We start from the raw sequence: 23,587 nt of genomic DNA, 5'->3' as shown, positions 1-23,587 counted from the left end.
CTTAAATGAGTACGCCTATCAATAAGTCAGCATCAAAAGTGCTGAAAGTTTTAAAAGCTATGCGCGGCAACAGCCTACAAGGCATTACGAACCAGAAGCTTTCACAGCATCTGAACGAACCACCAGCCACCATCACTCGTGCATTACAAACTCTAGCTGAAGAAGGTTTAGTACAGCAAGAAGAAGACGGCACTTACCGACTCAGTGCAGCAATGGTTCAGATGGCCAAATCACATCTGCAAGAAGTTGAACGCGCTAAAGCTCGTATCTCTGAATTTGAACAACGCACCAGCGTCACTATTTGAGGTATCACATGGATTTAGATCAAGAAACAACTGAAGTGATTGCTTCTGATTATGCAAAGAAAATTGGCATGTTGGCTGCTCAACTTGGATATGAAGGGTCTTTGTCGTTAGGTGCTTTAGAAGATGAAGTTCGCTTTTATCAACAGCGTACCGTCGAGTCTTGCATGGAGATTGGCAAGCGTCTTCTTTTGATCAAAGAGCAAACTCCACATGGTGAATTTAATAAACGTATTGAAATTTTAAATTTCACACCACGTATGGCTCAAAAGTTCATGTCGGCGGTTTTGAAATTCTCAAAAACGAACTCGAATTCGCTTTTGCAAAAAGCAGGAAATCAGACCAAACTTTTAGAATTGGTTATGCTTGATGATGATGAAATCGAGCTTTTAGATCAAGGTGGCAGCATCGGTGATGTCAATTTAGACAGCATTGAAACAATGTCTGTACGCGAACTTAAATTAGCATTACGTGAAGCCAAGGCGGACAGTGAAGCTAAAGACAAACTGATTCAAAGTAAAGACCAAAAGATCAATAAACTGGATACAGAGTTAAGCAAGTCTACCAGTCAGGCGCAAATCCTTAAAAAGCAAGAAACCGAACAGCAACAGCTCACAGCATCTTCACTTGAAACCCTCCATGCTGCATGCCTCACTATGCACAACAATACCGTGCGTTTTGTCAATGAAATTAATTCAGTACTCACAGCCATTGAAGAACATGGCTTATACAACATACAAGAACAACTTGAAGCCAATGTTGTCGCTGCATTTCAGCAAATCGCACAAACTAGTGTAGACCTTGGTATTCAGATTGATTTTGAAGCAATGGTCAATCCTGAGTGGATGTCAGTCAGCCAAACTCAACTCGATCCAGCATCAGAATTGGAGTCTTAATCATGACGACTCCAAACTTAGCAAAACAAGACTATATACGTGATATTGCAGCCAAACTTACTGCTGCTAAGTTTGGTGAGAAAGCTGACATCGTTAAAACTGCATGTGAGACTTTAAAAATCAGTCGTCCACAGCTTTACCGTGAATTAGAAATAGTTGGATTCAAGTCAGAGCGTAAACAACGTTCAGATAAAGGCAAATCAGTAGTTTCTGCCGAAGTTGCCGAGCAGATCGGCGGTATGGTGCATGTTGCCACCCGTGCCAATGGTAAAAAAACGTTACCCGTCACTACCGCTTTGGAAATCTTGGTGGCCGATGGTAAAGCGCCTAAAGTTTCTGCTGCAACCGTTGCACGCGTCATGAAACAAAACATGTGTCATCCAAAGCAACTGGCGACACCGACAGCGCACACTCAGCAAAAGTCATTGCATCCGAACCATGTTATGCAAATTGATGCCTCAGTTTGTGTCCTGTTTTATTTACCACGCGGTGGTATGCAGGTCATGGACGAGAAAAAGTTCTACAAAAACAAACCTGCGAATATTAAGAAAATCGAAAATGACCGTGTGATTCGCTATGTCATTACCGATCATTTTAGTGGCTCGATTTATGTTGAATATGTTTACGGTAGTGAAAGCTCAGAAAATCTGATTCAGACATTTTTAAACTGCATCCAAAAACGTTCGGTTCAAGAACCGATGCATGGTGTGCCTTTTATTCTGTATGCAGATAAAGGTTCAGCCAACACCGCAGGCTTGTTTACCAATCTATTAGATCGCCTTGATGTGACATTTATTCCACATGCCACAAGCAACTCACGTGCAAAGGGTTCAGTTGAAAATGGTCAGAATATTGTCGAAACCCAATTTGAAGGTCGTCTTCGTTTTATGGAGATTGGCAATATTGGTCAGCTTAATGCAGCAGCTGAACAATGGCGCATGATGTGGAACGAAACCAAGATTCATAGCCGTACTCGACGTACTCGTAATGCAGTTTGGCAAACCATTTCACCACAACAACTTCGCATAGCACCACCTTTGGAACTCTGCCAAGAGCTACTTAGCACAACACCAGTCGAGCGTACTGTCACAGGCAACCTCACAGTTAGCTACAGCATTAAAGGTTATGGTCAACATGACTATGACGTGCGCCATATCGATGGTGTCTATCCAAAAGCCAAGCTCAAAATCGTGGTCAATCCATACCGTGCGCCAGCCATTGATGTACTCATCATTAACCAACATGGTGAAGAAATTGCCATCACTTGTGAACCGATGCAAACCGATTGGGTCGGCTTTAGAGATGATGCAACCATTATTGGTGAAATACCAACAGCGATGCCACAAAGTTCTATCGATGCCAAGCGTAAAAGCATTCTTAAGAAAGCTTATGACGCAGACACATTGGAACAAGTCGACAAAGCCATTGCAAAAAAACATACCGCCTATAAAGGCCAAGTCGATGTCATGGCAGATGTCAAAGCAGTAGAAGTTCCAACCTATATCACCCGTGCTGGCGAACAAATGACGACACCACAGCAACGTCGCCAAGCAGCACCAGTCACCATTTTTGAAGCAGCAAAAGAAATCCGTGGTCTAGTCGGTGATCTTTGGTCACCCGACCACTACAAAGCGCTGCAAATGACCTATCCAGATGGACAAGTTCCAGCAGATGTAATTCGAGAAATCGCCAATGAAATTAAAACACCTAAGCGTCCTACGCTCAAAGTTGTGGGGGGATAAAACATGTCACCAAAAATCAAGACATTAAAAGAACTTATTGAGGAAACGGGTTGCAGTCAAGTCGAAATTGCAAAGCTTATTGGGCTATCAAGCGCAGCACTAAGTTTGTTGATTCATAAAGCGATTTTTCCAAAACGAACTAAAAATGTTCAACACCTCATTACAGACATTTTAGTAAACAAAGGCATCGAACAAACCAGCATTGATGCTGCCTTTGCCTTACTCAAACCAATACCAACAGTTTCAGCCCAACGCGAGAATGCTAAAGAGGAAGAAGAAATCATGCTACTGGCAAAACAAACATTGACCAAAGAAGCCAGAAAGGCTTTTGGTTTACTTTCTAACCCATTCACTGGTGAAGTTCAGTCGCATGATGAGCTTTTTCTCAATGACGACATTAACTATGTTCGTCAAGCCATGTACCAAACTGCCAAGCTCGGTGGCTTTGTGGCTGTAAGTGGTGAATCTGGGTCAGGCAAGACAACCTTGCGCCTTGATCTTGAAGATCGGATTCAACGTGAACATTTACCGATCATCATGATTGAACCGTACATCATTGGTACAGAAGATAATGACATCAAAGGCAAAACCCTCAAATCTGGTCATATTGCCGAGTCAATTATTGAAACTATTTCAAGCGGTCAGGAACGTCCGTTGCGCTCGGCTGAAGCGCGATTTCGCCAAGTCCATAATCTTCTTAAAGAGTCATCACTCGCAGGCAATAGTCATGTGATCTTGATTGAAGAAGCCCACAGCCTTCCAATCCCAACATTGAAGCACCTTAAACGCTTCTTTGAACTGAAAAGCGGTTTTAAAAATCTGGTTTCGATCATCCTGATCGGTCAAACCGAACTTGCCAACAAACTTTCAGAGCGTAATCCGCATGTGCGCGAAGTCGTTCAACGCTGTGAAAACATCACGCTTGAACCACTGACCAGCACAGGTCTTGAGCAGTACTTACAGCATCGCATCAAAGCTACGGATAAAAAGTTATCAGACATCATCACAGAAGACGGCATCTATGCGATTGCAGAACGTCTGACTCAAGCCAATGGCAACGGCAAAGTTGAGCGTTCACTTTTATATCCGCTGGCTGTGGGCAACTTGATCACAGGTGCAATGAATGCCACAGCTGAATTGGGCGCACCTGTGATTGACCGTCACGTGATCATGGGAGTGTGATCAATGACCCTAAAAAATGTACTTGTTTTGAATTTTTGGTTCGCAGCTGCTGCGGTTGTGCTGATCAGTTCAATGGGAGGTTGTCATGGCTGATTTTGCAGATATTGCTGAACAACTCAGCGAAGAACAACTTCAACAATCACTTGCTAATCGTGCGCAGTTTACAGCGCACAGCTACTACGAATGTGAAGACTGCGGCGTCGATATTCCAGAACAGCGCAGAAAAATTGGCGGTGTCACACGCTGCACCGAATGTCAAACCTGTTTTGAAGCACAAAACAGAAACTTCAGAGTCAGAGGATAAGTCGATGAAAATTGAACTGATTGAACAATTTAAAACTGCTTTTACAGATTCTCTTGTTTATGCAGACCTTGCGACTGAGTACACATCATTTGAAATTTTTGAAATCAATAATGGCAAGTTTGAGCTAGAAGCGGTTCAACAGGCTTATCAAAACTGGTCTAAACAAAATACGGTAGATGAAAAACGCGCCCACTTTGCCAAGGATTTAGACAAGTTGGTCAGCGGTGATTATGTGCTTGTACCTAAGAAACCTACTGCTGAAATGGAAAGAGCTGGCATGAGTGCTGGTGGCGGCTTTTTAACATGCCATGTTTTTAAAGCGATGTGTGCAGCCGCTCAAGGGGCAACTGTATGAAAAAAACACTGAAGTTCACTGAGGAATTGCATCAAGCGATTTTGGATGGTGAAAAATTTCAAACTCGTCGAGTGATTAAACCCGAGTCAAACGGAACAATTATTGGATGGGGTGGCGATGGTATTGCAATTGAAGAAATTCCAACGGATTTACTAGATACCCAACATGTTCGCACAGTCATATGTCCATATATGGATGGCGATGTTGTTTGGGCAAATGGCAAAACAGCATTAAAAATTACAAGTATCCGTGTTGCTTGTTTACATGACATTTCACATGAGGATGCGATTGCTGAAGGATGCGTCAAATATGGGCCTTTTGATGAATATCGTGGCGCGCCACATCCTCAGGCATGTATGCGTTTTCGCGCATATAGAAACCCTAAAGATGCCTTTAAAAATTTATGGGAACACATAAACGGCAGTGATTCATGGAAAGAAAATCCGTGGGTTTGGGTGATCTCTTTTAAGGTGCTCGGCCATGAAGACTAATTGCCCAACATGCGGAAGTACCACCAGCCTTGATGCCTTACTTGCTTTTAGTGAAGCATCAAAGGCATTTGCAGCTGCTGTTAAATTACACGGCAAACTTGGTACGCCATTAATTAACTATTTAGGTCTATTCCGTTCTCAAAATCGCGCTTTGAAGTTTGAACGTGCTTTAAATCTCTTAAATGAAATTACACCACAAATTCAATCTAAGCAGATCCAGTTCAATCGCCAGACTTTTCCTGCGCCAGAGTCTGCTTGGGTATGGGCAATTAATATCATGCTTGAACGTCGTGATCGTGGTGAATTGGATACCCCCCTTCAAAATCACAACTATTTATATAAGGTCATTACCTCATACAAACCAGACCAACATGTTGCACCAGTTGCTAAAACTTGGACAAAAGAGCAACCACCTTTAGTCACTGAAAAATCTCTCTATGAACGTGAGCAAGAACTTAAGGCACATGAGCGTCTCAAAACTGAACCCGCAGCAGTATCAATGGCTGATCTGGTTGCCAAAGCAAACGCGGACAAGCCTAAAACCAACCGCACTTTAAACAATATTCCACAGTCTCAGGTTTTTGCTCACGTCACAAAAAACCGTCGTGAAAATGAGACCCACAACCAATGTTTTGAACGCCTATTGGCAGAACAGGAGCAATCAAACTAATGGCACGTACAAGTTTAAAAGAGCCTCAACTACAAAGTTGGGAGGCAGTTGACCAGACCCTAGCACAGTTAGCCGACCTCAAGCGCGACATCGCACTTGAAGACGCTGCCTGCAATGAACAGGTCGATCAAATTAAAAATCAAGCTAAAGAAAAAATGGCTCCACTTTTGGAACGAGTCAAAGCCCATGAACTTCAACTGAAGGAGTTTTGTGACCACCGTAAAACCGAATTTACCAAAGTCAAAACCAAAAAATTGACACATGGTTCTGTTGGTTATCGTCTATCAACCACAGTGTCAATTCCAGACCCAATTTTTACATGCCAAGTATTAAAGCAGCTTCAGCTAGAAGAATGCATTCGTACAAAAATCGAACCTGATAAGGAGGCAATTAAACAACTTACACCAGAGCAACTCGCCGAAATAGGCGCAACTGTGAAACCCAAAAATAGCTTTGGCTATGAAATTGAAACCGTTGACCCAGCTGCAACAGCAGCACATTGAATCTTAAATAACAGGAAATTTTACCCATGAATAAGTCAGAACTTATTAACCACATCGCAACAACCGCAGGCTTAACCAAAGCACAAGCAACAGCTGCTCTTCAGGCAGTTGAAACAGGTGTGATTGACACCTTGGCAAATGGCGGAGAAGTCGCCTTGGTCGGCTTCGGTACATTCAGCGTAAAAGACCGCGCTGCGCGTACAGGCCGCAACCCTAAAACTGGCGAAGAACTACAAATTGCGGCAAGCAAAGTACCTTCTTTTAAAGCAGGTAAAGCATTTAAAGAGGCGGTGAACTAATGTCAACGATAGATATTAATGATTTTTGCACACAGTTACGCAAAGGTGAGCTGGATGAGCAAATCTCTGATTTAGAGGAAATAGCTCAAGAGCAGCTTGAATATAACCACCCTCTTAAACCACAAACAGTTGCTGAACAACATTTTTGGGGGAATTACAACGTTAAAGCGGTTGAGCTTTTTAAGCAATTAAAGGCGCACATAGAAAGTGGTGAACGTGCTGTAGATGAGTTTGAAGCATGAAGCGAAACATAGGCATTAGTGCCTATGTCTGCCAGTCGTCGTTGACTGGTACTGACGAGCAGCGGAGAAGAATATGGGTGTTAAAAAATTAGTGACAATAACTGTTCAGGCTCAGATTGAAATAGAGCTTGCTGAATGGGCATCAAATCCAACACCAGAAGATATCGAAGGAGTATGCGACTGTGGATACTACGTCGAAAATTCTGATGATATTTACAAGACAGCAGCAAGACTCGTACTTAACGGTTATGCCAGATCAAATAGCGACGTTTTTGGAGTAATTCACCCTTCATGGAAAAAGGACTCAATAGAAAATTCAGAAAATGAGTCCTTTTATGACATTGAAGATATTGAAATTGAAGATTTTAAAGTGGAGGCACGCTAAATGAAAAAATGTACTTTAGGCAATCGCCATAAATGGAAATTTATCAAAAATTTAGAAATCACTAGAGTTTCTGCCCACACAGCTAGTTTTCACTTGAAAGGTTTTTATCAATGTGAATGTGGTGCAAAAAAATATGGTGAACATCAATGATTGAAATTGAAGATTTAGAGAATTTACCTGAAGACATCAAATTAAGTATTGGAGAAATTCCATGAATAAAAAAGAAGTCATTGAAAAAATTAAAAAGTGTTTGGCTTTAAGTAAATCAGCCAATCAACACGAAGCAGCTACCGCTTTGCGTCAGGCGCAAGCATTAATGGAGAAGTACAACATCGATGCAGATGATGCTGAATTACTAGGTATTGTCGAAAATCAGATTTTTGGTAGTGGCGCACATAAACCACCTGTATTTGAAACCTTACTGGCTCAATCCATCGCTAAACTTATGGGGTGCAAAGTGTTTTTAAGCTATACAGTAAAGCGTTCAGCTTCAGGTGCGAAAGTCTCAGCAATATGGACATTTGTTGGCTTCGATCCAGCATCAGAAATTGCAAGTTATGCATTTGATGTTTTATTCCGCCAATTGAAAAAGGCACGTGCAACATTTATCAGCACAACTTTAAAGCGCGTAACTATTCGCGCTAATAAGATTAAACGTGCTGATCTATTTTGTGAGGGTTGGGTTTTAGAAGCTTCAGAGCAAGCACGTCGTATCAAACCAGACATGGAAAAATTGAAACAGATTGACGCATATCTCAGTAAAACGACAGAGCTAAAAAAATTTGAGCCTAAAAACCGTAATGAGAAAACCAATAAAAACTCATCGCGTAGCTTAAATGATTTTTGGGCAGGTCGTGAGGCTGGTAAAGATGCACAAATCAATCATGGGATGAATGCAGGTCAACAGTTTGAAAAGTTGGGAGCAGGATCATGACCGAAATTATGAATTGCTTGAGTGTATTAGCTTTGTTTGCTGTATTTGCAATCGGTTTGGTGACTTGCTGCACTGAAGCTAAAAAAGCGTGGTCTGCACGAAAAATTACTGGTCAAACTGTTTTTGAACGTAAAGCTTATGGTCTTAAAGCTGGATCATCCTTGTGTCTCGCAGTACTGGCTTTGATGGGACTTGCTGATGCAGCTAAAGGAGTATTCTGGTAATGGCTAAATTCAATAAAAAATCCAAACTGATCCAGCTTATTCATGTGGGCAAGACTCAACTAGGTCTGGACGACGAGCTTTACCGTGAAATTTTAGAAAGCTGCACAGGTAAAATCAGCTCAAAACAACTATCGATCCCACAGCTTGAAGCTGTGCTGGATCGTATGAAACAACTTGGCTTTGTGGTCGATTCAAAGCCTAAATCTGAAGTTAAAAATCTGGCCAACGATCCACAAAGCAAATTAATCCGCCACCTATGGCTACAACTTCATGAAGCTGGTCAAGTTCGTAACAGTAGCGAAAAAGCTCTGGCTAAATTTGTTGAAAATAAAGTAGATGTCAGCGCACTTCAGTTTCTGAGCAGCAAGCATGCAGACATGATCATTACTCACTTACGCCAATGGTGCAAACGTTGCGGCATTGAACGCCTAGAACCAATCGAATAATAAATCTAAGGAGGCTTAAAATGTCATATCGTCCACACATTACTGATGCACAGCAAGTTTTTACAGACGAAGAAATCATTTCGCTTATGCCTAAAAATTTTGCATTCATTGCAAAGTTAGTGGGCATTCCTCAAGCCTTAAATTTAATTGATACCTATGGCGGTACTAGCATTTTTATCCCGCATAAACATGCTTTAGGCATTCAGCATGATATTGCTGGAGTAATAGGCCTAAATAAGCTCCAGTTGCTTGCAGAGCAACTGGGGAATAACACCATTGAAATTCCAATGGGACGGCCTATTACAATGGCTATGCGTAACCGCATGATCCGTGATATGTCAGATAAGAAAATTTCTAAACCAAAAATCGCTCGCAAATTTGGCATAACCATGCGTAGAATACGATCAATTGTGAATAATGATGAAAAGCTAAAATTTCACGAGGATCATAATCTGGATTTGTTTGATTAAAAAAGCGGACTTTTCCAGCCCGCTTTTTTTCTTCATAATATGAAAAAGCCTTTCAAATTTCATCCCACTTAATCCCAGCTTATCCCACCAAATCCCACAATTATCTCAAAATTCTCTATTACTTATATTATTAGGTATCAGTCCATGCACCTATCCAGAGTTACTCTAGCGCACGTAGTGAATGATTTATTTCAGGAACTTAATCTGGATATTCAGCTATCAGAAGGCAGTAACAGCTTGCCTTTATTCTAATCACAATTTTCGACGCTTGGTGTCACTTGGGCTTTCACCAAACTCTTCACGATACGCACTCGAAAAACGGCCTAAATGTGTAAACCCCCAATCATAAGCAAGCTTTGAAATTGAAATTTTTTGATCTTCAACGGCCCGATTTAACACTTTATAAACCTGTTGCAAACGATATTTACGCAAATAGGACATCGGGCTCATGCCATAAAACTGTTGAAATTCATCATGCAACTTTGATTTAGATATGCCCACAAACCCATATAGATCTTCTATAGTCAGATCCTCACAGGCATGTTCTACGATAAAAGCTTCAACTTTCTTAAGATACGCAGGAATATATTGACCTGATAATGCCTTTAAAGCCGCAGAATAATTATTTTCCTGCGATAAAAGTAAAGCCTTAATAATAAAATTTTCATAATCCTCAGATAACATCTGTAAACCATAAAAATGATGATACTGCGACTTGAGCTGTAAAAAATTTTGAATATTACTCCACCACGTCCCGATCAGCTGTTCTGAATCAAGATGCATTTCTGGATTAAAAATAACAGGCTTATCAACCGGTTGTTTCAGCAAATCAGCTAAAACTACATGTAAACTTTTTTCTGGAATAACAACCTGTAATTTTTTGCAGTCTTTATCTATCACCAGATCTTGCCATTCAGCGTTGGAAACGATCAATCCACTTTTCTCATTTGAAAGGTAATGAACACCGGCCTTGGTTAAAGTTTGCTGTCCATGAATAGGCAGGCTAATACTATACGCCTTTAAATGAGAAATATTGATGGCAACGTTCGCACCATAGCTAATTGTACCTATTGCCAATTTTTTATGCGGTAAGCGCATCCCATCATAATGGAAATTGAGAGTATCGCGAGATATGGTATCCAGACGATGTTCGCCACAAATATTTGACATTAAACTCTGTGCAAAATCTGCTTCACATGAGCGATGGCTTAAATCCATTTCTTGGCTGAGTGGGCCCATAACCTTTCACCTAGCTAATTTACGTACTATCCCTGATAAAGCAAAATGTCTGCCATAATAACCCTAAATTTTTATTCTTTTGATTTTCACTCATCCACTATATTCAATGAATATACTTTAAATCCTAAATCCCAAGATAACTGAGTATCAGAAATGATTCAATCAAGTTTAGCCAAATCTTCTATTCATCTTAAATAGCAGCTCAAAAACTTTATGGGATAGAATACCGTTATAAATTTCTTTAGCTATTATTCAATGGTATAAATATACGTTCAATTTATAACAAAATAAATCAACGAACTGCTACATACCACTGATTTTTACTTTTAAATCAGTAACAGATGCCCCTACTGCACCGATATTACCGATCGGGCCATTTTGTATACCATTAAAAACAGTAGAACTACTCTGCCCAGTCGTACCTAAGGTGACCGTACTTAAACTTGCATCCAATTTACTTGAAGTACCCGTGTTTCCAAATACAAAACCACCTGATTCTATACCTGCATAAAAGTTATTTAGTAAGAAACCATTGGTTGTATCATTTGCTTTTAAAGCCACTGTAAAAGAAGCACCAGCACCTGAATTATCTGAAATGAGTGTAATCGGACACCCCCCACTACAAATAGAGCCAATGGCGCCGCCAAACTGGATCATATGCCCCTGCGGAGCATTGCCGAGCTGAATATTCATTTTTGGCGAATTACCAGAAATAAAATTTACATTAACACTACTACCAACCCGTATTAACTCTTTGATATCACTATTTAGACTAGTTCCAGTAAATATAGATTTGGAGCTACTTATACTCGAAGTTGAATTAGTTCCCACTAAATAAATTGAAAATGGTGAAAGCGTTAGACCTGTAATTTGATTGGCAAATGAAATAGCTAGATTTGCAAATGCTTTATTATTGGCACCAGCATCTGTATCTACCACGATATTAAAAGTCGGAGAATTATTAGCGCCGCTAAAGTTAAGTGTTACTGGGGTATTGGTTGTACTCGCGAGGGTCATTCCAGCCCGAGATCCATAAGATGTATTGGCAATACCATTGGTATCAATCAGAGAAATCTGATTAAACTGGACTTTACTCATGCCTACACCAATGTTAATCCCGTCCTGTCCTGTCGTTGCTGAAAGACTTTGGTCATCCATTGGCTGCATAGCCATAATCATAGGTGCAAAGCATATTAAACTTATACATCCCAGTATTTTATTTTTTTTCATTGTCCTAATCCTTAAGACAAATACAATTTGGTTACTTCTTACACATACTACAGTAATTGAAGTAGTGTGTAAGTTTTTATCCGACTAAAGGCTGATCAACAAAACTTCAAACTTCCATAACAGTTTGGTTTAAAATTTTGACCTGTTAAGGTTAGATTTGTAAGAGGAAAGTCTAGTGTTGTAGTCATAGGAACATTACCTACTACCAGATCAGATCCTCCAACACAACCAGTCAAAAGATTACCACAATTACGTGGATTATTAGTTAAATCAGCATTAATACCAGCAATCGTTTGCTGTAGTACCGCATTGGTAATAGCTACTTGAGTTGTAGGGCTAAGACTTCCGAGTTCAACTTGATCTTCCATAGCCAACCACCATCCTTTTTGTGAAGCAGCAGCAGCTCCAGGCCAAAGCACAGCGCTCTTTTGTAAGGATAAAGAAGCAGGATTTTGTAGGTATAATGCATGTATTAATCCCAAGTTTTGATTAACTGTAATATCTGTTTTCAGACCAGTAATATTACCGGTAACATTTTTATTCAGATTTAAAAATCCAGCTACCGTAGCAACTAAGTTTCCTGAAAAGTCTATACGTTCAACAGTTCCACTACCTTTTAAATTAACTGTAGTTAATCTATTTCCAGAAACTACAGTAGAACCTATTGTAAATGGAGCATTTGTTGAAGATAGATTTAGATTATAGTCTTTAGAGGAATACGATATATTATAACAAGGGTCCAAAAAACCATCTTTACAAGTTGTTCCTGAGCTACTGCCTAATAATCGACCTTGCACTATACCATTTATTGCCATATTCGTATCATTATAAGTCATGGTGCGGGCTCCTGTTGTTGCAACCCCACTTGCTTCTTTTGTCTTCATATATCCACTGAATCTATTTAATCCATTTGGTGTAGATGAATTTTCTGTTCCTAATGTTAAAAGACCTTCAATTTGCTCTGCGCTTAAACGAAAGCCTAAAACTTCCCGAGTTGCAGCACTACCAGGATTTTTAATAGCAAATTGAATAAAAGGATTGGTAATCTTAGCTGAAGAAGATGTTCTATCATTGGATGTGTAATTATAATTAATTGTACCATCAGAGTTTTTGGGCAATCCACTTAATGCTAGATTATCAATATCCAAATCACATGCCCCTGCACCATTATCCCCCCCACAGCCTAATTGTAATTTTTTAATATTTGCATTTAACTCAACAATAGCTTCCATACCTAATTTATAAAAGCCTAAATTGCTCTGATTGTAGGTATTACCAAGACTGTCTGTTAAATTCGTCCCTTGTTGATATTGTAAGGTTAATAAACCTTGGCCAACTTCTTTGGATAATTCATGATCGGAAAGAGCAGTAAGTTCATTTCCATGGGTATAGGGGGTTAAAATTAACAATAGTACTAATAATTTTTTATTCATTTTACTCTCCCTAAAAAGTCCCATCCCTTGGCGTGATTTTCATTTCGCTTGTCAAACGTCCACCTGTAATTGCAAGCTCCCCTAAACGCTGCGCACTCCCTACCGTTCCGCTCACTGAAGGATAGAAGTCTACATTCTTAACACGAAAAACCTCAGCGGCAGTTTTATTCGGATTAAAGTTAAAACCCAAATTAAAGCCAACGTTATTACTATTCACAACTATTTTATTATCAAACGCTACTGTGCCAACAATATTATCCAAACCCATCGTTGAACCATCGATAGGATCAACAAGCTGAATTGAGTTATTTTGAGTTTTATCTAATTCCAATAGACCGATAAAGTTAAGTGCATTTTTATCTTCTTTAGGAGTGCCATCGCTATTGTAGTCTGAAGCAGCTAAAGAAAGAGGAATAATGGAAAAGTTAGCTTGGCCTGCGAGCCTTAACTTAATAGCAGCCAATACATCATAATTTTTGGTAAAACTATCAGAAGAAGCATAGCATCCACCACTCGTTGGACACGTCTTATATTTCGCTCCTGGTAAATAACCTGCTGCTAACTGAGCTGACATTGCCATAAGCAGTTTAGGCATACTGACATTAATTCTACCATTCTCAAAGCCCATACTACCTGTACCATTGAGTAGCATGTCAATGTTCCTCAAACCAACATAATAATCTGTTGGGTTATTATTATCGTTGGCATTTTTTCCACCATCAATTAAGATAATTGACGTTGTTTTTGAGCCATCTGTGCTTACGCCTTGAGTACTAATAGAACCACTAAATCCAATGCGTTCAGAACCACTGACTGCTGTTTTTTGAATAACACCATTATTATAAGCAACCAAGTAATCACCACTGGTTGCTCCATTACTTAAACGTGGACTAAATGCAAAGTTAGCATTTAAATTATAAATAGGTAGACCCAAGCCCCACTGTGTTGTTCCAGAAACGTTATTAACGACACTATTTGCATCCGTATAAATAAATTGTCCACGGCGAGACAATGCTGAAAAATTCATACCACGTATCGCCAACACCGTATAAGGGGTATTATTAGACGAGAGTGTTTGAATATAATCTGCGGCGGTCACTAATCTATTGGTATCTACAGAGTTCCCTAAATAAGTTGAAGTGAGCGCAGTATTGGTTGGCAGGGTAATTTGGTTAGCATTTACTAGATTGAAATATATACCATCCATGCTTAAACCAGCATGATCACTATTTAGCGCGACTCCAGAAGTCGTTTCTGTACCTGTCATATTTTTACGTGTCAACAAAGGAGTAATGTTGGCGAATCGTAATCCGTAGGTTTGATTCCCCGCTCCGCCCAATTCCAAACTCGTTGCCTCCACTCCTGACAAATTATCACGATCACTTGTGAATTCACCATTTAGACGAAATGCAAGACCAGTATCACCAGCAATTGAGTTACCATTTGTCACACCTAAAATAGTCGATGCAGTGTCTTTAGTACCGCGTAACTGCAATACACCATTGATCATACGACCATTAGCACCAGCACGTATTACTCCTTTTGCAGAATTAGCATTGAGAGTTGTTCCACTGCTTGCCACATTCGGTTGCACCATAAATTCTAGATTTAAACCAGATTTTCCATTTGCATCTCTTTTAAAATCAACATAACCAATGTCGGTTGCACCACTTCCTGAAACAGGATTGGTTCTTAAAACCAGACCTTCTGTTGGGTCAACATACATGTAGCCTTTGGCGCCAAAATTAAAATTAAAATCATTCATAATGAGTGCATTATAAGATGTACCTACATCTTTTTGGCTTAACCCAATATCTAGACCTTTAATACCTAAATCTAGTGAAGAAAATCCTGTTTTACTAAATAGTCCATCCGCAGTGGTTATATGCATGGTTAATGGGGTATTTGCAGTGTTTTGTATAGTTACTTTTCCAAATGATGCCGCATTAGAACAAGTAGTCATCGAATCGGATGTCTTACACAGCGTAAATTTGTCTGCCTGCACGGTTCCCAAATTAGCAGCAACGTCCAAATCAAGCCCAGTTTTACTGCCATTTGATAAACTTCCCGCATTCATTTTAAGCGTGATATTAGGCTGGGAAGGGTTTGCGGACGTTATTTTAACGCCAGTTAAACTCGCTCTTAAGCTATCTTGTGTACTGGCTGCTGTAGAACTTCCTGTTTTATCATCCCAATAAATCTGATCAAATCCAACTGAACCATAACCAACTTCGGCTACTATCCCATCCTGCCCATCAACTGCTCGCATATCGCTATCATTCATTGCTTGCATGGCATAACTATTTTGCATAGAAAATAAAATGCTACAGGTAAGAACCTTCAAGAGAAATTTTTTTTGTCTATCCATTTTAGCTGTCATTTTCAAACTCCCTTTTTTTATTTTTTACTCAACAACGTGGATGAGTTGAATCACAACTAAAAATCATGACTTTGCCGTTCAATGCAAGGTTTCCTGTCAGTTTCATTCCTGTGAAACCGACCTCTCTTCCATTGTCATATCCACTAACAGTATATATACCGTTTGAATATGAGTTTACATTAGCAGTTCCCCCAGATGTATTTGCCAAATAACCCGCTTTATCATCGCCTGTACCATTATCGGTTTCAATGGACATTGTATCAAAGCCAAAATTACGAAAGAGTATAGGACTGTCATATTTTGCGCCCAGCTGGATTGCTGGTTTTACGACCCCCACTCCACTTTTATTGTTATATTGTAAATCAACACCATCCAACCCTAATTTTTGAATATTAATTGTGCCCTGAACACCTTTGAAGACAAGCCATTGTCTATTTCCAGCGGCCTCCGTTCCTCTGTTATTAAAGTTTAATGCTAAACGACAATATCTCAAATCTGAACACAGAGTTGAATCAAACTGTCCGGTTGATGTTTGATTCAAAGTAACTTTTAAAGAAAGATCAGCACCAGCTTGACCTTCTATCTTTTGCAATTCGGTGTTATTCAATTGTTCGAGTGCAGCATGACTCTGTAATGAAATTAGAAATGCCAAACTCAATAAAATTTTTTGCATGTTTGACCCCTTTACAAACCTTTGGTCGTAATTTTCATATGCTGAATAAGCACACCATCTATTGCAGCGGATCCCAAATTAACCGCTGTACCAGTACCATCTTTAAAAGTAATACCTTTTGCTGTTGCTGAGGTATCAGCGGTAATTGATTTTGTGGTGGTGCTATATGCCACATCTCCCACTGTAATACTGCTGTGAGTTGGATTACGGGTTGTTGTACCCGAAGTTCCACATTCAAATTGACTACAAGTAGACCCCAGATAGGTCGTGCTACTGGTATTGCTATAGTCTGTATAAATCTGATTATAGACAGCCGCTACATTGGGTATACGAGTTACTTCTAAGACAATATTTTTCCCATCATCAGCCACACCTAAAATCACAGGTTGGTATAAGCTCCCCAATGCCAAGTTTATATGTGCATTATATAAATATAGGCCTTCCAATGAGTTAAAAATAGGAACCACACCACCATCTATTGCCGGGGTATTTAATAAATTATTTAAATTTGGGCTTGCAGTAGTTTCTTGAGTACTGAGTCGTAAAACACCATTATCATTGGTGGTATTTTTTTGTGTAGTGCCACTTGTAGTTATGGAACTTAAAGTATTAAATCTTAATAAAGCAGCTAGACCCAACGTATTATTATAACTAGTGACTGTAGAACCATCGAGCGTTTGGAATAATTTTAGATTACTACCATTGACACTTAAACCATTCCACACACCTTGTAAACGAATTCTATTCGCCCGCATATTTGTGCTATTAGTCTTACAATCCGCAGAACCATTTAGACAAAATTCTGCGGCATTCCCTTCTACTTTACTTGGATCCCGAACAAATGCGTCCGCCCATAAACCTAATTTGAGATTATAATCATCACTCGTACCGCTACTATCATACAAAGGTGCTTCATAAGTAAGATAACTTACATTTTTATTTGTTCCTGCAAAATTAGGAATATTGGATGCTGTTAATACTTTTAAAATCCATGGATTTGCCGCTGTACCCCAGCTTGAAATATTGGTTCCGCTATAGCGCGTATTTACATTATTATCATTCTTGGATAATGCTAAACCATATAGATAAATATCCGCTTTACCTATCTTGTTGGCTGCTGTCTGGTTATAAGTCTGTATGGTGGAGCTCAAAGGACCTACAGGCACAATATGCAAGTAACCGGTGCCTGGATTACTGTTATCAGAAATATCCGTTTTTGATATAGATGTACTGGTAGTACTCGTTGCACCATTTAATTGGAAAGAAAAATCAGTAGGTAATAAGGCAATTCCTTCACCTGTAGTTTGACTTAGATTTTCATCAGAAATTTCTTGCAACGCAAAACAAGATTGGCTTAAACATAAGCCTATTACACTTGCTAGAACGGTTTTCTTTAAATTTACCGTATAAGTAATTGCCGTCATCATTGACCATCCTTTTATACGATGCTCCGCACCATATTTCTTTTTCTATAAAATCCTTTAACTTAAGCAATCCAAGCTTAAGAGAAAAATATTGGCATCTTTTGCCAACTTTTACTCAATTTCTATTATGCGCATTAATTACGCAAATGCAAAAAAAAACATGTAAAAAAAAACTTTTCCGACAAATGAAAATATTAAAAAGCCAACCATTTGCTATAAATGATTGGCTTTTTTTAGATATGAAAAATTAAATAAAATGACTTAACAAAATTTTAAACTACCATAACAGTTAGGCGTAAAAGTCTGATTTGCAAGCACCAAATTTGTCAATCCCATTGATACAGCAGAGGAGTTTGATAAATTAACTGCGCCTGTATTAATGGTACCAGCCAAACAACTTGTCGCAAGAACTCCGCAGTTAATTGGATTATTTGTTAAATAATTGCTGACTTGACTTAATGTCTGTTTTACTACATCCGAAGTAATAGTGACAGTGTTAGCAGGCGTAACATCCCCAATATCAATTGGGTTTGAGAGCTCTAACCACCATCCTGTCTGAGCGGTGGATTTAGCATCAGGCCAAATTAAATTTTGCTTCTGCATGGATAATGATGCTGCAGTTCCGTTCAAATTTACTTTATGAAAATATCCCAAATCTTCACTTACAGCTACGTTAACACCTAAATTATTTACGGTGCCGCTTAATGTACCTGAAATTGAAATAGGTATAAAACCATAGACTTTCGCATCTGCATCGACCGTTCCACCTAACTGAATACCACTTACAACGGCAGTACCTGTTAAATTTGCACTTGTAATGCGTTTACCCGTTATAACTTGAGAAGGAAGCGAAAGAGAACCCGAGGCCGAGCTTAAAGTTAGATTATAATTTGAAGAAGTGAAATCAGCAGTAATAAGACCACTTGAACTTTTAATTTTACCAGTAATTGCCTGATTTAAACTACTTTGAGTTAATCCTGAATTTACAGCACCTGTGCTTACAGTACCAGTGGTATCCTTTGTAACCATATAGCCACTAAAGGAGTTTATGCCACTTTTAGCGTCTCCATTTTCCAAGCCAAAAGTAAGTAATCCTTGTATAGATTCAGCACTTAAACGAAATCCAGCCACCTCACGTGTAGAAGCTGAATTCGGATTCTTAATGGCAAATTGAATAAACGGATTAGTAATGGTAGCGGATGAACTTGCCCTGCCTGTACTTGTATCGGCTACTCCGCTTAGACTTAGATAATCAATATCAATATCACATGCACCCGCACCATTTACGCCGCCACAGCCTAATTGTAATTTTTTGATATTCGCATTTAAATCAACCTGAGCTTCCATCCCTAATTTATAAAAGCCAATATTACTCCCTGTATTCTGATTTTGTGAATCTGTTGGGGAAATATAGGAAAGTGTCATCAATCCTTGCCCTTCTATATTCCTCATTTCTCCATCATTTAAAGAAACAATAGCGGCATGAGTATATGAAAAAAAAGAAAGTAGACTGAAAGACAGAAAAGAGAGCGTGATTGCTCTCTGGTTTTTATTTTTCTTCATCTTGAGATTTCCTTGTAACTCATTTGACTTGCCTGTCATTTGAAGAAGAATAGTACTCTATGAGTTTTTTCGACTCATAGCCGTACATTTAACAATCAATTCAAGATTAAATGACCAAACAAAAACTAGATACATTGATTCACAAAAAAACAAATATGATGGAGAAAGAATGAAGACCGATGAACGTTAAATACAGCCCGTGATTTTACAAAATTAGCAGAATTTTAAATTTCCATAACAATTGGGAGTAAAGCCTTGTTTAGCCAATTGTAGATTATTTAAAGTCATACTCGCATGCGGTGCATGTTCTAAATCAACCGTACCGACAGGAATAGTATTTCCAGCTAAACAATTGATGGCCAGTATCGCACCACAATCGACGGGTTGCTTGTTCGTTAAATAGTCACCTACCTGAGTCATAACTTCATTTAATGTAGATTGGGGAATATCAACTTTAAGCGACGGGTCAATTTTTCCAATGTCAATTGGATTAGAGAACTCTAACCACCATCCTTTTTGAGCAACAGAAACCCCTTGAGTCCATTGGATATCTTGAGATTGTAAAGATAGTGAAGCTGCTGTTCCATTTAAACTTGCCTTATGAAAAAAGCCCAGCCCTTCATTTATCGTAGCATCAACTGTTAAATTTTTAATTGTTCCAGTTGCTTGCTTATTCAAATTTAATAGACCTGCGACCTGAGCAACAATATTTCCGGATAAGTCAATATTATGCACAACTGCTGAAGCCTGTAGAACAGCAGTATTAATACGTTTACCCGTAATAGGTTGCTGTTTCAGAATCAAATCTCCTTTTAAAATATTACTTCCTGTCTCTTGATCTCTAAGATTTAAATTATAACTTGTGGTTTTAAACGGTAAATTACCTGCAAATAAAAGACAGCAAGCATTACCACTAATTGCATTATAACCATCGGACTGTTTAAGTTGTCCCCTTGCTTCTTCTCCACTTACAAGACTAGTTCCATAACCGTTTACTAAAGCAGTTCCTGTTGTAGGAGCAACTTGCATGTAACCGCTTAAAGAATTAATACCATTCGGTTGCCCTGTATTTTCTGTACCAAATGTAATGAGTCCTATCGCTTTTTCAGCACTCAAATTAATTCCTACAACTTGTCGTGTTGCAGCAGTATTGGGGTTTTTAATGGCAAATTGGATAAATGGATTAGTTAAAACCGCTGAAGATCCTGCTCTTGCGTTACGATCAATAGCTGTATCTGTATTAGAAGTTGCAGAGTTTCCCAAGCCACTTAAACTTAAATTATCAATATCAATGTCACAATTACCTGCCCCATTTGCTCCCCCACACCCTAATTGAAGTTTCTTAATATTAACGTTCAATTCCAGATCAGCTTCAAGTCCAAGTTTATAAAAGCCGATGTTACTATTGGGGTCACGTTTTCTTTCTAGGTTTGCCGGGTCGGTAGGAGCAATATAAGATAAATTCATTAATGCCTGCCCTTGTATTTGAGCAAGTTCACTATCGTCCATAGGAACTAATGTTACTTCCGATTTTGCCTGAGTACTTAAAGCAAACCACACTAAAATACCCAAAACAAAAAACCGAAGTTGGTAATTCTGCATGTTATAATTCCTCTTACATCCTTATAAAAGTATCAACTTTTATATCCATTACTTTTTGTTTTTTATAAAAGTAATCATACTTTTATTTTTAAATAACCAACCAAACAACTTATAAAGTTGAGCTCCTATTTAATCAAACATACTAAAATTACTGATAGCAAATACAATCAAAATAAATAGAAGAATGGAATTTTATGCTACTAGAATCGCTTTACTCATTAATTTATTTTAGAAATATTATTACTTATAGAAATTTTATAAGAAATTAAATTAATAAAAATCAATATTTAAACTATGTATCCACCTATCAGATTTACTCCTATATACGCTAAAATTTTATTTTATCACTTTCACTCAGTAACATTAATAATACACTGTAATTTAAATACACTAAAATTTTTCAACTGTTCATTTATTAAATCAAATAACTCAAGTTTTTCGATAAAATTAATCAACTCTAGTTAAGTATTTAATTCTTAAAAACATAAAATTATCAAAATATCTTTGGTATTAAGTACTTAATCATGAAATTAATTCCATAAAACATAAAAAGATTATATCATTTTATAAAATCAAATCTCTTTAAATGTACTAACACTGACAGCATGAGTACAGAAAATATTTAAAATAATAAGCTAAATAATTGTTATATAATTTAAATACACAAAAATTTTTCTTAATTTATCATTTAAGATTTTTTCAAATGTGACAAGCTAAAGAAAAAACATTTTTTTATACTTTAGCTTGTATATTGATAACACATTCTCATTTAGAGCAAGCACTTAGCTAAAATCTCGAGCAATAATCTAACAAAATTTTAGACTACCATAGCAGTTGCTTTTTATATATTGGGAGGTTAATTGTAAGTTATTTAAAGTAAGATTTGCAGTTTGACTACTTACATCAATATTGAGTTTCTTTTCAATTGGGCTATTTGCAACAGCTCCCAAAGCCTGACCAAAATCAACAGAAATATCAGATCCAGTCATTAGCGCCTGAGTTACAAAACCTGCAACCTGCGGTAATACAGCCGAAATATCTGCTTTATTTGTAGAGGTCAAATAACCTAAATCAATCGGATCTTTAAAAGACAACCACCACCCTTTTTGTGCAATATCATCACTATTTGCCCCAGGCCAACGCAAGACCTGACTCTGTAATGCTAAATAACCTCCGGTTCCTCTAAGTGGAATATTATGAAACATATTTAATGCTTCAGCAAAAGTTACGTTTAAATTTAAGCCATTTAAACTAGAGCCCGAAGCCATCTTAAATTTCGCAGTAGACACGAAGCATATAATAATTCTCACACAGCTCGAACTGTCACCATTAGGAGATACACTTTGTCCTGCTGAATAAGCTGCATAATCAATCAAATCCACGCCTAATTGATTTACATAACTACTTGTTGCGACATTACCACAAGCGGCAGCACTTGCTCGATCTGAACGTGCACAATCTAAGGGAATACTAGAGATAGCGACATTAATATTATTAACTATCGCTGCTGTCATACGATTGCCTGTAATAACTGAAGTCGTATTTTTAGTAAATGGCACTGTCATGCTGGGTACCGAAATACCTTGCGTATCACTAGTATGAGCAGATGTATAACTAACAAAATCACGTGAACCAAAGACCCCTAAGTCCAACTTACCTGCAATTGCTTGACATGTTCCATTTGCCCCTCCCACTTTTGCCGCACACCCATCACTACCCGCTGCACCAAAAGTTGACGCTTGTGTTGACACTTCCCCTTTTAACGCAGCTAACTGTAAATAACCACTCAAACTTTGAATACCATCCGTAGAAGACAACGAATTGTTATTATCCAATCCAAGACTTAATAAGCCCTCTATAGCTTCAGCACTCAAACGGAAACCAACCATTTGACGCGTGGAAGCAGTTTGTGGATTTTTTATAGCAAATTCAAAAAAAGGATTTGTAATTTGTGCACTCGTTGATGCACGGGGATTTGTAAAAGTAGGGCTACCCAATTGAGTGCCACTTGCTACGGTGCCATCATTTAAACCACTAAGTGAAACGTTTTTGATGTCGATATCACAAGTATTGGCACCATTTGCGCCGCCACAACCTAATTGTAGATTAGCAATATTTGCATTTAGCTCAACTTTTGCTTCCATTCCCAATCTATAGAAACCAATATTGCTACTACTGTCTCTTATTTTCTCCAGATTCGTACTATCATTTGGAGCAATATAAGATAAGCTCATTAAAGCCTGACCTTCTGTAGCTGCAAGTTCTGAATCAGACATTGTGATCAGACCACTAGCTGCATGTAAACTACCAACACTAGCAGTTGCACATACAGCAAGCAGTAGAGATATAAATTTTGTCATACCGATATCCATATCCTTTAAAACAATATAACAATTTGTTTTTATTTACTTATTCAAAAAATAGTATGTGTATCTCAATGACAATAAATATCTCTACACATTAAAACACAAATATTTTTAACTATTTTACAACATAAAAACCTAAAAAAATCCATCATTCATCGGTTTGTTACGAAAGTTATGCAACTGGACTAATAAAAATGTTGCTTATTGAAAATAAAAAAACGGCTTAAATTAA

The 23,587-nt window shown here is 38.3% G+C and carries 26 protein-coding genes and 1 other RNA gene; 18 read left to right on the top strand and 9 right to left on the bottom strand.

The annotated features are described in order from the left end of the window. Positions 1-5: 5 nt before the first annotated feature. The 18 genes from IAE20_RS09950 to IAE20_RS09865 all read left to right on the top strand — a co-directional run bounded on the left by IAE20_RS09950 (position 6) and on the right by IAE20_RS09865 (position 9,445). Positions 6-305, top strand: coding sequence for a helix-turn-helix domain-containing protein (locus IAE20_RS09950; protein ID WP_200482229.1), 300 nt, complete (start codon positions 6-8; stop codon positions 303-305). An 8-nt stretch (positions 306-313) separates the two neighbouring features. Next, a complete protein-coding gene (locus IAE20_RS09945) occupies positions 314-1,198 on the top strand; it encodes a DUF3102 domain-containing protein (RefSeq protein ID WP_200482228.1) in 885 nt (294 codons plus the stop codon). A 2-nt stretch (positions 1,199-1,200) separates the two neighbouring features. Beyond that, on the top strand, positions 1,201-2,940 hold the full coding sequence (locus IAE20_RS09940) for a DDE-type integrase/transposase/recombinase (RefSeq protein ID WP_200482227.1): 1,740 nt from the start codon (positions 1,201-1,203) through the stop codon (positions 2,938-2,940). Positions 2,941-2,943: 3 nt separating this feature from the next. Beyond that, on the top strand, positions 2,944-4,122 hold the full coding sequence (locus IAE20_RS09935; RefSeq protein WP_227610977.1) for an ExeA family protein: 1,179 nt from the start codon (positions 2,944-2,946) through the stop codon (positions 4,120-4,122). Between the two features lie 85 nt (positions 4,123-4,207). Next, positions 4,208-4,426 carry a TraR/DksA C4-type zinc finger protein gene (locus IAE20_RS09930; protein WP_200482226.1) on the top strand — a complete coding sequence of 73 codons (219 nt, stop codon included), beginning with the start codon at positions 4,208-4,210 and terminating at the stop codon, positions 4,424-4,426. Positions 4,427-4,430: 4 nt separating this feature from the next. Next, positions 4,431-4,781, top strand: a complete 351-nt coding sequence (locus IAE20_RS09925) for a hypothetical protein (RefSeq protein WP_200482284.1) — start codon at positions 4,431-4,433, stop codon at positions 4,779-4,781. After that, on the top strand, positions 4,778-5,272 hold the full coding sequence (locus IAE20_RS09920) for a hypothetical protein (protein WP_200482225.1): 495 nt from the start codon (positions 4,778-4,780) through the stop codon (positions 5,270-5,272). Before IAE20_RS09925 ends, IAE20_RS09920 begins: the two co-directional genes overlap by 4 nt. After that, entirely contained in the window at positions 5,262-5,942 is a 681-nt protein-coding gene (locus tag IAE20_RS09915; RefSeq protein WP_200482224.1) for a DUF2752 domain-containing protein, read from the top strand. The genes IAE20_RS09920 and IAE20_RS09915 overlap by 11 nt, the downstream gene beginning before the upstream one ends. Continuing rightward, the gene (locus IAE20_RS09910) at positions 5,942-6,445 is read left to right on the top strand and encodes a host-nuclease inhibitor Gam family protein (RefSeq protein ID WP_200482223.1); all 504 of its coding nucleotides are present in this window, start codon (positions 5,942-5,944) and stop codon (positions 6,443-6,445) included. The genes IAE20_RS09915 and IAE20_RS09910 overlap by 1 nt, the downstream gene beginning before the upstream one ends. Positions 6,446-6,471: 26 nt before the next feature. Continuing rightward, on the top strand, positions 6,472-6,744 hold the full coding sequence (locus IAE20_RS09905; RefSeq protein WP_200482222.1) for an HU family DNA-binding protein: 273 nt from the start codon (positions 6,472-6,474) through the stop codon (positions 6,742-6,744). Next, positions 6,744-6,986: a hypothetical protein gene (locus tag IAE20_RS09900; protein ID WP_200482221.1), complete on the top strand. Its 243-nt coding sequence runs from the start codon at positions 6,744-6,746 to the stop codon at positions 6,984-6,986. The genes IAE20_RS09905 and IAE20_RS09900 overlap by 1 nt, the downstream gene beginning before the upstream one ends. Then, an RNA gene (locus IAE20_RS09895) (hammerhead ribozyme type II) lies at positions 6,986-7,054 on the top strand. Before IAE20_RS09900 ends, IAE20_RS09895 begins: the two co-directional genes overlap by 1 nt. A gap of 5 nt (positions 7,055-7,059) precedes the next feature. After that, entirely contained in the window at positions 7,060-7,371 is a 312-nt protein-coding gene (locus tag IAE20_RS09890; RefSeq protein WP_200482220.1) for a hypothetical protein, read from the top strand. After that, positions 7,372-7,521, top strand: coding sequence for a hypothetical protein (locus IAE20_RS09885; RefSeq protein ID WP_200482219.1), 150 nt, complete (start codon positions 7,372-7,374; stop codon positions 7,519-7,521). 61 nt (positions 7,522-7,582) lie between these two features. After that, complete coding sequence (locus tag IAE20_RS09880) at positions 7,583-8,305, top strand: DUF2786 domain-containing protein (protein WP_200482218.1); 723 nt, start codon at positions 7,583-7,585, stop codon at positions 8,303-8,305. After that, positions 8,302-8,529 carry a hypothetical protein gene (locus IAE20_RS09875; RefSeq protein ID WP_200482217.1) on the top strand — a complete coding sequence of 76 codons (228 nt, stop codon included), beginning with the start codon at positions 8,302-8,304 and terminating at the stop codon, positions 8,527-8,529. The genes IAE20_RS09880 and IAE20_RS09875 overlap by 4 nt, the downstream gene beginning before the upstream one ends. Further along, positions 8,529-8,975 carry a gp16 family protein gene (locus IAE20_RS09870; protein ID WP_200482216.1) on the top strand — a complete coding sequence of 149 codons (447 nt, stop codon included), beginning with the start codon at positions 8,529-8,531 and terminating at the stop codon, positions 8,973-8,975. Before IAE20_RS09875 ends, IAE20_RS09870 begins: the two co-directional genes overlap by 1 nt. Before the next feature lie 20 nt (positions 8,976-8,995). Continuing rightward, a complete protein-coding gene (locus IAE20_RS09865; protein WP_200482215.1) occupies positions 8,996-9,445 on the top strand; it encodes a Mor transcription activator family protein in 450 nt (149 codons plus the stop codon). A 252-nt stretch (positions 9,446-9,697) separates the two neighbouring features. Here IAE20_RS09865 and IAE20_RS09860 read toward each other — a convergent pair whose 3' ends face one another. The 9 genes from IAE20_RS09860 to IAE20_RS09820 all read right to left on the bottom strand — a co-directional run bounded on the left by IAE20_RS09860 (position 9,698) and on the right by IAE20_RS09820 (position 23,349). Continuing rightward, complete coding sequence (locus tag IAE20_RS09860) at positions 9,698-10,684, bottom strand: AraC family transcriptional regulator (protein ID WP_200461015.1); 987 nt, start codon at positions 10,682-10,684, stop codon at positions 9,698-9,700. A gap of 303 nt (positions 10,685-10,987) precedes the next feature. Beyond that, the gene (locus IAE20_RS09855; RefSeq protein ID WP_200461014.1) at positions 10,988-11,914 is read right to left on the bottom strand and encodes a DUF6160 family protein; all 927 of its coding nucleotides are present in this window, start codon (positions 11,912-11,914) and stop codon (positions 10,988-10,990) included. Between the two features lie 95 nt (positions 11,915-12,009). Then, positions 12,010-13,347 carry a hypothetical protein gene (locus IAE20_RS09850; RefSeq protein ID WP_200461013.1) on the bottom strand — a complete coding sequence of 446 codons (1,338 nt, stop codon included), beginning with the start codon at positions 13,345-13,347 and terminating at the stop codon, positions 12,010-12,012. Between the two features lie 10 nt (positions 13,348-13,357). Continuing rightward, positions 13,358-15,715, bottom strand: coding sequence for a DUF6160 family protein (locus tag IAE20_RS09845; protein WP_413784493.1), 2,358 nt, complete (start codon positions 15,713-15,715; stop codon positions 13,358-13,360). A 40-nt stretch (positions 15,716-15,755) separates the two neighbouring features. After that, a complete protein-coding gene (locus tag IAE20_RS09840; RefSeq protein WP_200461011.1) occupies positions 15,756-16,400 on the bottom strand; it encodes a hypothetical protein in 645 nt (214 codons plus the stop codon). Between the two features lie 11 nt (positions 16,401-16,411). After that, positions 16,412-17,827 carry a hypothetical protein gene (locus IAE20_RS09835; RefSeq protein WP_200461010.1) on the bottom strand — a complete coding sequence of 472 codons (1,416 nt, stop codon included), beginning with the start codon at positions 17,825-17,827 and terminating at the stop codon, positions 16,412-16,414. 258 nt (positions 17,828-18,085) lie between these two features. Next, entirely contained in the window at positions 18,086-19,387 is a 1,302-nt protein-coding gene (locus IAE20_RS09830) for a hypothetical protein (RefSeq protein ID WP_200461009.1), read from the bottom strand. A gap of 213 nt (positions 19,388-19,600) precedes the next feature. Beyond that, positions 19,601-20,989 (bottom strand): hypothetical protein, encoded by a 1,389-nt coding sequence (locus IAE20_RS09825; protein WP_200461008.1) that lies wholly within the window; start codon positions 20,987-20,989, stop codon positions 19,601-19,603. Between the two features lie 806 nt (positions 20,990-21,795). Next, positions 21,796-23,349 carry a hypothetical protein gene (locus IAE20_RS09820; RefSeq protein ID WP_200461007.1) on the bottom strand — a complete coding sequence of 518 codons (1,554 nt, stop codon included), beginning with the start codon at positions 23,347-23,349 and terminating at the stop codon, positions 21,796-21,798. Between the last annotated feature and the right edge of the window lie 238 nt (positions 23,350-23,587).

This window comes from Acinetobacter sp. S54, from assembly GCF_016624945.1.
Taxonomy (GTDB): domain Bacteria; phylum Pseudomonadota; class Gammaproteobacteria; order Pseudomonadales; family Moraxellaceae; genus Acinetobacter.
Note: the sequence above shows the minus strand (reverse complement) of the source record. Positions and strands in the feature narration are given on the sequence as shown.

Coding starts and splice junctions, on each gene's coding strand:
- IAE20_RS09950 (WP_200482229.1), top strand. CDS start 6: ATGAGTACGCCTATCAATAAGTCAGCATCAAAAGTGCTGAAAGTTTTA.
- IAE20_RS09945 (WP_200482228.1), top strand. CDS start 314: ATGGATTTAGATCAAGAAACAACTGAAGTGATTGCTTCTGATTATGCA.
- IAE20_RS09940 (WP_200482227.1), top strand. CDS start 1,201: ATGACGACTCCAAACTTAGCAAAACAAGACTATATACGTGATATTGCA.
- IAE20_RS09935 (WP_227610977.1), top strand. CDS start 2,944: ATGTCACCAAAAATCAAGACATTAAAAGAACTTATTGAGGAAACGGGT.
- IAE20_RS09930 (WP_200482226.1), top strand. CDS start 4,208: ATGGCTGATTTTGCAGATATTGCTGAACAACTCAGCGAAGAACAACTT.
- IAE20_RS09925 (WP_200482284.1), top strand. CDS start 4,431: ATGAAAATTGAACTGATTGAACAATTTAAAACTGCTTTTACAGATTCT.
- IAE20_RS09920 (WP_200482225.1), top strand. CDS start 4,778: ATGAAAAAAACACTGAAGTTCACTGAGGAATTGCATCAAGCGATTTTG.
- IAE20_RS09915 (WP_200482224.1), top strand. CDS start 5,262: ATGAAGACTAATTGCCCAACATGCGGAAGTACCACCAGCCTTGATGCC.
- IAE20_RS09910 (WP_200482223.1), top strand. CDS start 5,942: ATGGCACGTACAAGTTTAAAAGAGCCTCAACTACAAAGTTGGGAGGCA.
- IAE20_RS09905 (WP_200482222.1), top strand. CDS start 6,472: ATGAATAAGTCAGAACTTATTAACCACATCGCAACAACCGCAGGCTTA.
- IAE20_RS09900 (WP_200482221.1), top strand. CDS start 6,744: ATGTCAACGATAGATATTAATGATTTTTGCACACAGTTACGCAAAGGT.
- IAE20_RS09890 (WP_200482220.1), top strand. CDS start 7,060: ATGGGTGTTAAAAAATTAGTGACAATAACTGTTCAGGCTCAGATTGAA.
- IAE20_RS09885 (WP_200482219.1), top strand. CDS start 7,372: ATGAAAAAATGTACTTTAGGCAATCGCCATAAATGGAAATTTATCAAA.
- IAE20_RS09880 (WP_200482218.1), top strand. CDS start 7,583: ATGAATAAAAAAGAAGTCATTGAAAAAATTAAAAAGTGTTTGGCTTTA.
- IAE20_RS09875 (WP_200482217.1), top strand. CDS start 8,302: ATGACCGAAATTATGAATTGCTTGAGTGTATTAGCTTTGTTTGCTGTA.
- IAE20_RS09870 (WP_200482216.1), top strand. CDS start 8,529: ATGGCTAAATTCAATAAAAAATCCAAACTGATCCAGCTTATTCATGTG.
- IAE20_RS09865 (WP_200482215.1), top strand. CDS start 8,996: ATGTCATATCGTCCACACATTACTGATGCACAGCAAGTTTTTACAGAC.
- IAE20_RS09860 (WP_200461015.1), bottom strand. CDS start 10,684: ATGGGCCCACTCAGCCAAGAAATGGATTTAAGCCATCGCTCATGTGAA.
- IAE20_RS09855 (WP_200461014.1), bottom strand. CDS start 11,914: ATGAAAAAAAATAAAATACTGGGATGTATAAGTTTAATATGCTTTGCA.
- IAE20_RS09850 (WP_200461013.1), bottom strand. CDS start 13,347: ATGAATAAAAAATTATTAGTACTATTGTTAATTTTAACCCCCTATACC.
- IAE20_RS09845 (WP_413784493.1), bottom strand. CDS start 15,715: ATGGATAGACAAAAAAAATTTCTCTTGAAGGTTCTTACCTGTAGCATT.
- IAE20_RS09840 (WP_200461011.1), bottom strand. CDS start 16,400: ATGCAAAAAATTTTATTGAGTTTGGCATTTCTAATTTCATTACAGAGT.
- IAE20_RS09835 (WP_200461010.1), bottom strand. CDS start 17,827: ATGATGACGGCAATTACTTATACGGTAAATTTAAAGAAAACCGTTCTA.
- IAE20_RS09830 (WP_200461009.1), bottom strand. CDS start 19,387: ATGAAGAAAAATAAAAACCAGAGAGCAATCACGCTCTCTTTTCTGTCT.
- IAE20_RS09825 (WP_200461008.1), bottom strand. CDS start 20,989: ATGCAGAATTACCAACTTCGGTTTTTTGTTTTGGGTATTTTAGTGTGG.
- IAE20_RS09820 (WP_200461007.1), bottom strand. CDS start 23,349: ATGACAAAATTTATATCTCTACTGCTTGCTGTATGTGCAACTGCTAGT.